Origin of the sequence: Psychromonas sp. B3M02, assembly GCF_003318165.1 — a bacterium.
Lineage (GTDB): Bacteria > Pseudomonadota > Gammaproteobacteria > Enterobacterales > Psychromonadaceae > Psychromonas.
Window position 1 is genome coordinate 21,208 of record NZ_QOCB01000070.1, and the last position, 12,413, is coordinate 33,620.

The following is a 12,413-nucleotide window of genomic DNA, read 5'->3' on the forward strand; positions in this document are numbered from 1 at the left end:
ATCTCTATTATGTTAATAGAAATATAAAAAGCACTCTCTTTTGAGTGCTTTTTTTATGGCACACTGGTAGTGTATTTTCTTCTCTTCGCTTACAGCGTTTAACTATTTAAATGAGCATCATCTATGAAATTATGGAACCTTTTTACCTTTGCAATAGCCAGTATGATAAGCACACAAGCACTAGCAGATATAAATCTGACATTCCCTCCACAACTAAAACTTCAATTAGTTAATGAAAAAATTTCAAATTCAGAAAACGCTTTACAATTAAAAAACGGTCAAAACCAAATTGCCTTCCAATATAAAACTCATTACCGTTCAGACGGAGAGCGTCTATTATTTACATCAGAAATGATATTAATATCGTTTAAAGGTCATGACCAAAATTACACTATTACTCTACCTGAACTAAATTCAGAAGAAGAGTTTGAGCAGTTCAATAAAAAACCACAAATAGCACTAAAAGACGATAGTGGTAAACCGGTAAAATTTGAACAAGGAAAATTAATAAAAGAGGGTTTTCAACTTAACAGAGATTTAGTCTCAGAAGTGAGTGCTTATAATCGAACAGACAAACCCGCTTCATTACACCAACCTGCCACTATTATTGTTCCTGCCAATGGGCAAACTGAAGGTGATGTGGCAGGTCAGATGCTAGATTACTGGTACAAAAAAGCAGATGAGAAGACCCGTGCGCAATTCAAAGCACGTATTAACCAATAATTTATTTTTATCTCTTGTTTGCGCTTTGCTTGACTCAGCAAGCGCAAACGTCTGCCTCCCCTTTTCCTTTTCTTCATCAATTTATGCCTCACAGATAACAAAGCGCTATATGTTGCATTGCACTTTCATCTAAACTTGTTATGATTCAAAACACTTATAGTCGGGGAGCCGAAGGCTGAGAACGAATGCGATACCTTTTAGGGTTGCATCGATACCCGTTGAACCTGATACAGTTAGCACTGACGCAGGGAACTATGTAAACACCTACCATAGTGCATCTTTGCGCGTATTGGGTTTTCTCATATAGTTCCGAGGCGTTGTAATCGGAGCAATGATGGCCAATAACAACCTTAAAACTCAAATAGCAGATTCAATGACAACCTCTTCAGCTCAGGCGGAGGTGCCGATCGTATTGACCATCGCAGGTTCCGATAGTGGCGGTGGTGCAGGTATTCAAGCGGATATTAAGGCTATTTCAGCCACAGGCAGTTATGCTTGCTCAGCAATTACCGCGATCACAGCCCAAAATACCTTAGGTGTTTCTGGTATTTTCCCCATTCCACTAGAGCATGTTGAAAAGCAATTAGACGCCGTTTTCAGTGATTTAAATATCGTGGCGGTAAAAGTAGGTATGCTAGCTGATAGTGATATTATCAGCTTGGTGACCAAAAAATTAAAACAATACCAGCCTCAATTTATCGTCATTGACCCGGTAATGGTCACCACCAATGGTGACTTATTATTAGAAAAATCAGCCATCCAAACATTAAAATCTGAGCTGTTCCCTTTAGCAAATATTATTACTCCAAACCTACCTGAAGCCGCGGCATTAATCGGCGACAGTACATCACAGAACCTTCCTGAAACAACCCAACAAATGCAGTCGATGGTCAAAGGGTTACGTCAATTAGGAGCTAAAGCCGTGTTATTGAAAGGGGGATATTTACAACAAGATAAGCACAGTACCGATCTGTTAATTTTATCTCATGTTATTCAAGAGTTAACAGCTGATCGAGTTTACACCAATAATAACCATGGGACAGGTTGTACACTTTCTTCGGCTATTGCTTCCTATTTAGCACAAGGTTATCTATTGGCAGAGGCAGTACAAGCAGCAAAAAATTATATTACGCACGCGTTAATGCATGCTGACCAACTCACTATCGGTAAAGGACGAGGCCCGGTACATCACTTTTACCAACAACACAACGACAGTGATTGCTAACATGGCCTTAACCATTACAAAAACAAAGATGCTACATTCACCAGCCATTACTATTGAACAAGGCGTTATACGCTATCAACAAGATACTCAACCTGTATTATCTGGGCTGGACATGCAGATGCCTGCACAAGGATGGAGCTGTATTTTAGGTCGCAGTGGTTGTGGCAAAACGACCCTATTACGATACCTTGCGAATTTACTAACGGACAAGGTGCAGTGGTCTGGCGAGTTATCTACTAGCAATCAAATAGCACTTAAAGAGCAAGTCGCTTATATGGCTCAACAAGACTTATTAATGCCTTGGTTAAACGTATTAGATAATGTATTACTTAGCGAAAAGTTTACCCCCAAAACACCATCTTCCCCTTCAAAAACACAGCAATATCATAAAGCATTAACATTGTTAGCTGAGGTCGGCTTAGCTGATAAGGTCCAAGCATTACCACAAAATTTATCAGGGGGAATGCGCCAACGTGTCGCCTTAGCCAGAACCTTGATGCAAGATAAACCTGTAGTATTAATGGATGAACCCTTCTCGGCTTTAGATGCAGTAACGCGCTATAAACTACAAAACCTAGCACACCAATTATTAAAAGATAAAACGGTTTTATTAATCACTCATGACCCATTAGAGGCCGTTCGCTTAGCTGACCAATTATATATCTTGCATGGAAAGCCCGCCTTTGCGAGTGCACTTTCATTGCCAAATTCCGCCCCTCCCAGAGCATTGAATGCAGAAAGTGCGATATTACAGCAACAAATTATTCAACAATTAGAGCAAGATTATGAATAAATTTCCTAATATTAACGTCTTAACTCAGCGTATTAACAACCCTGAAAAAGTGTTGCAAAACAGCCTACGAATAATATTCACGTTATTGATGCTTTTGGTGTTTTGGCAAGCCAGTGTATTAATATTTAAGTTACCTAGTTTTATTTTACCAGAGCCTTTATCGGTATTTGAACGTTTAATAAGTCGTCTCGACATTTTACTTAAGCATAGCTGGGTAACAACACAAGAGATTGTTTTAGGTCTATTGTTAGGCTTATCCATGGGACTATTTTTTGCCTTACAGATGCTCCTATTTAAACCGGTAAGACGTTGGTTACTGCCCATTTTGATCGCCAGTCAAGCTATTCCCGTATTTGCTATCGCCCCTATTTTGATGATCTGGTTAGGTTACGGTATTGCCTCAAAAATAGTGATGGCGGCGATTATTATTTTCTTCCCTGTAGTGACCTGTTGTTACGACGGGTTAAAGAACACACCTACTGGCTATCTCGACTTAGCCAAGACAATGCAAGCCACTAAATGGCAACTATTACGCCATATTCAATTACCAGCCTCTTTACCTACACTCGCTTCAGGGATACGTGTCGCTGTGGTGATAGCGCCTATTGGTGCAGTTGCTGGCGAATGGGTTGGGTCAAGTCAAGGCTTGGGATATTTGATGTTACAAGCCAACGCCCGCATGTTAATTGATGAAATGTTTGCCGCGCTATTTATCTTATCGGCTATTTCCGTTGGGCTTTATTTCATCACGGACAAACTTTTAAACAAATTAATACCCTGGCAACTTTAGTTATTTACACACAACACTGTCCATTGAATGGACTAATATTGGAATAATAAGGAAATACCTGCAATGAAAAAGCACTTTTTACTGACATCACTGACATTACTTTTCACTCTGTTTACACAGTCGACAATGGCACAGGAAAAGAAAGTCACCTTGATGTTAGATTGGTTTGTTAACCCAAACCATGGCCCAATTGTGATAGCACAACAACGAGGCTACTTTAAGCAACAAGGTTTAAGCATTGATATTCAAGAGCCAGCCGATCCAAGTCTTCCTCCTAAACTAGTGGCGGCAGGTAACCTAGATTTAGCAATAACCTACCAACCAAACCTAATTATTGATGTCGCAGAAGGGCTGCCGTTAGTACGTTCTGCAACCCTCATTGCCACACCATTAAATACCTTAATGGTATTGGATAACGGCAAAATTAATAACCTAAGTGACTTAAAAGATAAAAAAGTCGGTATTGCTATCTCAGGTAGTGAAGAAGCGATTATCGGCAAAATGTTAGAGACAGTAAATCTAACTTATAATGATGTTGAAATCATTAATGTGGGTTGGGCTTTATCTGCTTCTTTAGCATCAGGCAAAGTGGATGCCATTTGGGGTGGATTACGTAACTTTGAAAGTAACCAATTAGCTTTAGAAGGTTTTGAATCAAAAGCTTACTTCCCTGAAGAGCACGGCGTACCTGCTTATGATGAATTAATCTTTGTTGCCAATGCTAACAACTATGATGCAGCGATGATCAAAGCCTTTAACAAAGCCTTAGAACAAGCCACTATTTACATCACTAATCACCCTCAAGCGGCCTGGAAAGAGTTTGTTAGTTATGCACCAGATACCTTAGACAATGAGCTTAATAAACGCGCTTGGAAAGATACTCTGTCACGCTTTGCACTGCGCCCTTCAGCAGTCGATTTAACACGTTACGACGATTACGCTCAGTTTATGTTTGACAATAAACTGATTAAAAAACTACCACAGGCAAAAGACTACATGCCAAGCTTCAAATAATATAGTGATTAGCCTACTGATTAAGCGAGATAACCATGAATCATCAAGATTTAATTAACGCTTGCCAAGCTGATTGGCAAGCCTACACAAAACACCCTTTTGTATTGCAGCTTGGCAATGGCAGCCTAACACAGCCATGCTTTTTACATTATTTAAAGCAAGACTTTCTATTTTTAAAACAGTACGCCCGTGCTTATGCTCTCGCCATTTATAAAGCAAATACATTGGCTGATATGCGTAAAGCCTTACCGAGTGTGCATGCATTATTGGACTTTGAAATTAATCACCATATTACCTACTGTAAAAACTGGGGATTAAACGAAGCTGATTTAGAAGCAGAAGATGAAGATGTGGGCACTGTGGCTTATACACGTTACGTGTTAGATGCTGGGATGACAGGCGATCTCGTAGATTTATATGCAGCGCTTGCGCCTTGCTCTATAGGTTATGCTGAAATAGGTCGATTTTTAGCTGAAGACAAAAATACCTTATTTGAAGGCAATGAATTTGCTAGTTGGATCGAACTCTATAGTGGAGAAGAGTTCCAACAAAGCATCATTGAAAGCACACAACACCTTGACCAGTTGTTAGCTGATATTGATATCAATAGCCCACGTGGCCAGCAGCTTATTAAAGTGTTCAAAACAGCCACACGAATGGAAGTGGCTTTTTGGCAACAAGGGTTAGATGCACTCAATCAAGGAGCTAAATAATGACTACAATCCAAGACAAACAACAATTGATCACAGAGGCACTACTTAGCTTACGTGAGCAAAAACCACTGGTGGTCAACATCACTAATTATGTGGTAATGAATAATACCGCTAATGCATTACTAGCCATTGGAGCTTCACCTATAATGGCGCACTCCCGACAAGAGTTAGCGGAAATGATGTCCTTTAGCGGTGCTTTAGTGATTAATATTGGCACCTTAGACAGCCAATGGATCCCACGTATGCTATATGCTGTGGAGCAGGCTAATGCCAATAATAAACCTGTGGTATTAGACCCTGTGGGATGTGGTGCGAGTAGCATACGCACAGAGACTTCACGTCAAATTGCAGAACTCGCCAAGCACCTGATTATTCGTGCTAACGCCTCTGAAATCATCGCTTTAGCCGGAGAGCAAGCGACCAGTAAAGGTGTGGATGCGCTAGACAGTAGTGAATCGGCGGTCAATGCAGCACGTTATTTAGTTAAAACTTACCAAGCTAATGTAGTTATTTCTGGGGAAGTGGATTACATCATCACAGCACAGTCTGAAATACAGTTATATAACGGGCATGCCATGATGCCATATATTACTGGTATGGGTTGTAGTTTAAGTGCCCTAACCGGTGCCTTTGCTGCGATTGGTGAAGATACAGGTTTAGCCGCAGCCGCCATTTTAGGTATTGCCGGTGAACTGGCAGAGAAAAAGTCAGCTGGACCAGGCAGTTTGCAAATGAATCTCTTAGATTTGCTATACCAAGTTGATTCTGAAATGATTGTTCAACACCTAAAACTGACCATTAATTAAATTATCAAGGAATATACATGAACCCGTATTGTTTATATTTAGTCACTGACGACCAGCAAGATTTAACAACTCTGTTAAAAGTGGTTAAAGAAGCCGTTGCGGGTGGTGTAACCATGGTACAAGTGCGTGAGAAAGGCGATAATATTCGGTCTTATATTAAGCGCGCTCAAGCCGTGAAAAAGGTATTACAAGGAACTCAAGTCGCACTTGTTATTAATGACCGTGTAGATGTCGCTTTAGCCGTTGATGCTGATGGTGTGCACCTTGGACAAACAGATATGCCAGTCCAACTAGCCCGCAAACTAATTGGTCCAAATAAATTATTAGGGTTATCCATAGAGAATGAGCAACAACTGCTTGAAGCAAATGATTTACCGTTGGACTACATTGGCTTAAGTGCAATTTTTGCAACACCAACCAAAACCAATATCAAAAAACAGTGGGGAATACAGGGGCTAATAAAAGCACTACAACTTAGCCAGTTCCCAATTGTTGCTATTGGTGGGATCAATCACACTAATTTAGATTCAATTATCGAGACAGGTGTGGACGGTGTCGCCTTAGTATCAGCCATTTGTCATGCAGAATCGCCACAACAAGCAGCTGCGGATTTATTAAAGCAGATACAAGCAGCCACACCTCACCATTAACTCTATTTTTAGGGCAGGTTAACGCTAACGATTAATCTGTCACTGGAAAACTATTAAGAATAATTTACACTGTAGCTCATATCGTTAAGCTAATCATAACAATGAGCGCATTATGAATATCACCTTAAAACAACTGCATATTTTTATCACCATCACTCAAGAAAAAACCTTAACCACAGCGGCGGATAAACTGTTTTTAAGCAAACCAGCGGTTAGTATGGCGTTAGCGGAGTTAGAAAAGCAGCTAGGGCATAAATTGTTTGAACGTAAAAATAACCGTTTATTGATTAATGAAATGGGTAAGGCTTTACTGCCTTTAGCCGATGAACAATTAGAGCGTAGCAAAGCGATTATTACCCTCTTTGACAGTCATAACTTTCAAGGCAAATTACGTATAGGATCGAGTAATACCGTAGGTAATCACCTGCTGCCTATTTTACTGTCTCAATTCAGGCAAGTGAGCACTCATCAAGATCAATTTATGTGCATCGATAACAGTACCAGTATTGGTAACCAACTGATCGACTACGAGCTAGATATTGCATTGGTTGAAGGTTTACTCATTGATAAACAATTACACGTTGAACGATGGTTAAAAGATGAGATGGTGATTGTTGTACATCCTGAACATCCATTAATGAAGCATAAAGTAGTGACGATAAATGATTTACATAATCAACATTGGATATTACGAGAGAAAGGCTCTGGCTCACGACACTTTTTTATTGACCATATTGGGCAACATTTAACAGATCTGGATATCGCCTTTGAATTAACCAGTACCGAAGCGATCATCAATTGTTGTGCATCGGGATTAGGGATGGCTTGTATGTCTAAAACTGCAGCGCGTCATGCATTAAACGATAAACGCGTAGTCACCTTACCTATTGATATTGATATGTCGCGAGATTTATACCTGGTCTGGCATAAGGAAAAATACCAAAGCCCAATTTTACAAGAGTTTATTAATTATTGCCGTCAATGGACTTTATAATACTGATTAGATTAAATAAGTGATCTAAATTTTGCGTAGGAAAAATGACTTAGTTTAAGGCGTTAATTGAGCCTATCGGTGATTAACTTCGTTAATCATCTGTCGGAGAATGAACGAAAAGATATTCATTCTTTAATGGCTGTTCCCTTACGAAATTCACAACAAAGAAATAAGTTATTTTCAAGTAAAATAGATCAGTTAATTAGTATGATTAGTATAATCCTTAAACGAAATGCCCCTATACAAAAATGCCCGATAAGCGAACTTTTCAGGCATTTTAAGATTAGCTGGTGAATAGGGGAAATACCCGTTTATTTAGCTTTTTTCATCTCACCTTTATGTTGTAAAAAGTTATTAAATTCAACATTTGTAACTTTACCATCGCCATTTGCATCTAACATGTCGAATGTAGGACGTTTTTGACCTTTATGCTTCATGATAACTTTTGCATCAATCTCTTGTTGTGTAATTTTACCATCAGCATTACTATCTAACTTATCAAAACCTTTTAATAAACGCCCTTTTGCTTCATCTTTAGTGATTGCACCGTCGTTATTTGTATCGAATTTCTCAAAGTTTGCTTTTGGGTGACCTTTACCTTTATGCATTTTTTTCACTAACTCAAACTCAGCAGAAGTAATTTTACCATCTGAGTCTGTATCAACTTTATCGAAGCCTTTTAGTAAACGCCCTTTTGCTTCATCTTTAGTGATTGCACCATCGTTATTCGCATCGATTTTATCAAAGCTTGGTTTTTTATGGCCTTTACCTTTGTGCATTTTTGAGGCTGCTTTTAGCTCTTGCTTAGTAATATCGCCACTGTTGTCTGCATCAATTTTATCAAAGTTATCTGCTAAACGCCCTTTTGCTTCGTCTTTACTGATCACACCATCATCATTGCTATCCATTTTCTTAAAGTTAGCTTTTTTATGGGCTTTACCTTTGTGCATATCAAACGCAGCTTTTAACTCTTGTTTAGTAAGGTCACCACTTTTATCTGCATCGATTTTATCGAAGTTTTCAGCCAAGCGACCTTTTGCTTCGTCTTTGCTGATCACACCATCATCATTGCTATCCATTTTCTTAAAGTTAGCTTTTTTATGGCCTTGACCTTTGTGCATATCAAACGCAGCTTTTAACTCTTGTTTAGTAAGGTCACCACTTTTATCTGCATCGATTTTATCGAAGTTTTCAGCCAAGCGACCTTTTGCTTCGTCTTTGCTGATCACACCATCACTGTTGCTATCAATTTTCTCAAAGCTTGGTTTTTTATGACCTCTGCCTTTACCTTTATGCATCTCTTGAATTTTTGCGAATTCAGCTTCAGAGATTGTACCATCATCATTGCTATCTACTTTATCAAAATGCTTTAACAACATGCCTTTAGCTTCACTCTTAGAGATAGCTTTATCAGCGTTTGTGTCCACATCAGAGAAGTCTAATTTATGGTTTCCACCTTTACGCATGTTTTCCATTGCGTTGTATTCAGTCGTTGATAATGAACCGTTTGCGTCACTATCAATTTTATCAAAGTGCTTCGCTAAACCACCTTTTGCCTCATCTTTAGTGATAGCGCCATCTTTGTTTGTATCTACTTGTGCAAACTCAGGCTTCTTAGATTGCTTACCTTTATGCATTGGTTTTGCAGCATCAAATTCAGCTTTAGTAATTTCACCATCATTATTAGTATCAAAATCAGCAAACTTAGGTTGTTTACGATCTTTCTTCATTTGTTTGATGTTCTCAAACTCTGCTTTTGAAATTGAACCGTTTGCATCCGCATCCACTTTATCAAAACGCTTAGCTAATTTACCCGTTGCTTCTTCTTGGCTAATTTCACCATTGTTGTTGCTATCAAAACTTGCGAAGTCGTTATTTGCAACTTTATTCACTGCAGCCATTGTTAGAGAGCTAGAAACGATTAATGCAACACTGCTTAACATAAATAACTTTTTCATATAAACCTCTTTTTACTTTAGTAATAATGGCTCTGTTCTAAGCCGATGTAGAGATAATAGAGAAGCAATGTGCAGGAAATATGGATAAATTAAGGAGTTAGCGTTTTTATGCTATTTTTTAAGAGATATTGATCACTGAATGTTGATGTGTATCGCCTCATTGAGGCGATACACTGAATAGTGGCTTTATAGTGCGAACTTATAACCCACACCATAAATTGATTGAATACAATCAACCTCGGCATCGACATTTTGTATCTTACGACGTAGGTTTTTAATATGGCTATCAATGGTTCTATCTGTTACTACTCGGTTATCAGAATAGATTTGCGACATTAATTGCTCCCGGCTAAATACTTGGTCTTTGTGTTGATGAAAGTGGGCAAGAAGACGGAATTCTGCACGTGTTAAGCTAACCTCTTGCCCTTTCACTAATACTTGCATAGTTGACTCATTAATACTTAAAATTTGCTCAAAGGCTTTTGTATCGTCACTAGCACGCCTTAATATATTCTTTACACGTACCACTACTTCACGTGGACTATAAGGCTTACAAATATAATCGTCAGCACCTAGCTCTAAACCAATAAGGCGATCGATTTCATCTACACGAGCGGTTGCCATCACCACAGGAACCTCACTAAAGGTACGTAGTTCTCGGTAGATATCTAAACCATTTTTCCCTGGTAACATAAGATCTAAGATTAACAGATCAATAGGATTGTTTTTTAACCAGTCAATGGCTTGACTGCCATCATTAATCACATCGGTAACAAAACCCGATAAACTAAGATACTCGCTTAGCACTTGTGCTAAGGACTCTTCATCTTCCACAATTAAGATACGTTGTGACATAACACTTCCTTTAAACAATTATTTTGATGAGATAGGCAGGTTAATAGTGATCGCTAAACCACCTAGCTCTGAATGGCTTGCTAACATTTTGCCATGGTGTGCTTTGACAATCGTTTGGCAAATAGATAAACCTAAACCTGAACCACCACTTAAACGACTTCGTGATTCATCAACCCTAAACAAACGTTCGAATAGTTTAGGTAATGCAGCATCTGGCACACCAGGCGCACTATCTTCAATACGAATTTGCATGATCTTTTTATCTTGGGTGACTTGCACATTTAAAATACCAGGACCATCGGTATAACGTAAACTGTTCTCGAATAAATTAGAGAAGAGTTGAGTCAAAGCCTTACTGTCTCCGGTAATTGTATTAACTGCACTTTCTTGAAAATAATGTTGTAACTGAATTTTTTTCTCTTGAAAACGTAATTGATATTGTAAGCAATTATTTTCAATTAGTTTCTTAATGTTAACCGACTCAGTTAAATCAAATTGCATGCCCGCATCGGATAAGGATAACTGATATAAATCATTCACCAGTTTATTCAAGTTTTGTACTTGGTAATGCAAAGAGTCAATATACTTAGGCTCTGGTTTGCGGATACCATCCTGTAATGCTTCAATTTCGCTTTTTAACACGGAAATAGGGGTGCGTAATTCATGTGAGATATCAGCCAACCATTGTTCTCTGGTCTCTTTTTGCACTAATAAGCTTTGGCTTAATTCATTAAAACGCATTGATAACGCAGCTAACTCATCTTCACCATCTATTTGTATTTTAGTTTGGTAATCGCCTTCTTGTATTGAACTAGTTGCATCTTCCAAGCGTTTCAAAGGCGTTAATAAGTGACGCACTAACAACCATGACAGCACAAAGGAGATTAATGTCACCCACAATACAATCCACATTAAATTGTACTTTTGTTGCTGATGAAAACTACTTTCTAAAGCGCCAGGTGTAATGTCTCGCTTCTTAGTCGCTACCCAGCCCACCAGTTTATGGTTATATCTGATTGGCACTTTAATTATCTCATCATTGCCTAGTGTGATGTCTTTATTCCATAGCGGCCTCCAGTTATTATCAAATACAGTAATACGTCTCAGTAATCGAGCCACATAACGTGATCGAGCTTTTTGTGGTTCACTACTATTTTCTGATGGTCGCGCAAAAATACGCCCGAGAATAAATTCTGCTACTTCAGGTGTTAACTCATCCCACCCTTTATCTTCAGAATAATAGGAGGAAAGGTTTTCTGACACTAGGCGTAGTTTCCGCTCTTCTCCATGGTTTAAATAACGCTGTAACCCTTGTTGAAAGCTATCATCAATTAAACTGGCGATACCGATCACCATCAAGGAACTGATCAGTAACATAGAAAATAGAATTTTTTTAAACAAGGTAAGACGCATCAAGCACCCTTAAACAGTAAAAGTAAACAAAGTATAAGATAGGCATAGCTTATAACCGAAAGTACATAATATCATTTTTATCGTAATAACAGACAACTGCACCAAAAATGAACATTATTTTTTCTATGACATAGTTTAATGAGTAAAAGTTCGCCCTTTCCAATAGCCCGTTATACCAATTGTATTAAATAACTGATCTAAATTTTGCGCCGGAAAAATGGCTTAGTTTGAGGCGTAAGTTGATGTAAATGGTTGTTCCCTATACGAAACTTACAACGAAAAAATAAGTTGTTTTAACAAGTAAAATAGATCAGTTACTTACTATGATTGGTATTATGCCTTTATGTAAAGATGGTAGCCGTTATGTCATCAATATGACTATCATATAGCGAATATCATATACAAAAAAACTCACCGAAGTGAGCTTTTTATTTAATGCGACGAATATGTCGCATATTAAATGTTAATTAGGATTATTT

General features: G+C 38.4%; 12 protein-coding genes and 1 riboswitch. Of the genes, 9 read left to right on the plus strand and 3 right to left on the minus strand.

Translation table 11 applies throughout. The annotated features are described in order from the left end of the window. The first annotated feature begins 123 nt into the window (after positions 1–123). The 9 genes from DS885_RS08275 to DS885_RS08315 all read left to right on the plus strand — a co-directional run bounded on the left by DS885_RS08275 (position 124) and on the right by DS885_RS08315 (position 7,708). A complete protein-coding gene (locus DS885_RS08275) occupies positions 124–723 on the plus strand; it encodes a YccT family protein (RefSeq protein WP_113818966.1) in 600 nt (199 codons plus the stop codon). Positions 724–874: 151 nt separating this feature from the next. After that, a riboswitch (TPP riboswitch) is annotated at positions 875–991 on the plus strand. A gap of 66 nt (positions 992–1,057) precedes the next feature. Beyond that, the gene (thiD, locus tag DS885_RS08280) at positions 1,058–1,948 is read left to right on the plus strand and encodes a bifunctional hydroxymethylpyrimidine kinase/phosphomethylpyrimidine kinase (protein WP_441344260.1); all 891 of its coding nucleotides are present in this window, start codon (positions 1,058–1,060) and stop codon (positions 1,946–1,948) included. Position 1,949: 1 nt separating this feature from the next. Continuing rightward, positions 1,950–2,741, plus strand: coding sequence for an ABC transporter ATP-binding protein (locus DS885_RS08285; protein ID WP_113818967.1), 792 nt, complete (start codon positions 1,950–1,952; stop codon positions 2,739–2,741). Then, positions 2,734–3,531 carry an ABC transporter permease gene (locus tag DS885_RS08290; RefSeq protein ID WP_113818968.1) on the plus strand — a complete coding sequence of 266 codons (798 nt, stop codon included), beginning with the start codon at positions 2,734–2,736 and terminating at the stop codon, positions 3,529–3,531. The genes DS885_RS08285 and DS885_RS08290 overlap by 8 nt, the downstream gene beginning before the upstream one ends. Before the next feature lie 63 nt (positions 3,532–3,594). Then, positions 3,595–4,545, plus strand: coding sequence for an ABC transporter substrate-binding protein (locus tag DS885_RS08295; RefSeq protein WP_113818969.1), 951 nt, complete (start codon positions 3,595–3,597; stop codon positions 4,543–4,545). Between the two features lie 35 nt (positions 4,546–4,580). Beyond that, on the plus strand, positions 4,581–5,258 hold the full coding sequence (locus DS885_RS08300; RefSeq protein ID WP_113818970.1) for a TenA family protein: 678 nt from the start codon (positions 4,581–4,583) through the stop codon (positions 5,256–5,258). Beyond that, on the plus strand, positions 5,258–6,064 hold the full coding sequence (gene thiM / locus DS885_RS08305; protein WP_113818971.1) for a hydroxyethylthiazole kinase: 807 nt from the start codon (positions 5,258–5,260) through the stop codon (positions 6,062–6,064). Before DS885_RS08300 ends, thiM begins: the two co-directional genes overlap by 1 nt. Before the next feature lie 17 nt (positions 6,065–6,081). Beyond that, positions 6,082–6,714, plus strand: a complete 633-nt coding sequence (gene thiE, locus DS885_RS08310; RefSeq protein WP_113818972.1) for a thiamine phosphate synthase — start codon at positions 6,082–6,084, stop codon at positions 6,712–6,714. 112 nt (positions 6,715–6,826) lie between these two features. Then, complete coding sequence (locus tag DS885_RS08315; protein WP_113818973.1) at positions 6,827–7,708, plus strand: LysR family transcriptional regulator; 882 nt, start codon at positions 6,827–6,829, stop codon at positions 7,706–7,708. A 311-nt stretch (positions 7,709–8,019) separates the two neighbouring features. Here DS885_RS08315 and DS885_RS08320 read toward each other — a convergent pair whose 3' ends face one another. The 3 genes from DS885_RS08320 to DS885_RS08330 all read right to left on the minus strand — a co-directional run bounded on the left by DS885_RS08320 (position 8,020) and on the right by DS885_RS08330 (position 11,934). Next, entirely contained in the window at positions 8,020–9,666 is a 1,647-nt protein-coding gene (locus DS885_RS08320; protein WP_113818974.1) for a hypothetical protein, read from the minus strand. Between the two features lie 186 nt (positions 9,667–9,852). Next, positions 9,853–10,521, minus strand: a complete 669-nt coding sequence (locus tag DS885_RS08325; RefSeq protein ID WP_113818975.1) for a response regulator — start codon at positions 10,519–10,521, stop codon at positions 9,853–9,855. Positions 10,522–10,539: 18 nt separating this feature from the next. Further along, on the minus strand, positions 10,540–11,934 hold the full coding sequence (locus DS885_RS08330) for an ATP-binding protein (RefSeq protein WP_113818976.1): 1,395 nt from the start codon (positions 11,932–11,934) through the stop codon (positions 10,540–10,542). Between the last annotated feature and the right edge of the window lie 479 nt (positions 11,935–12,413).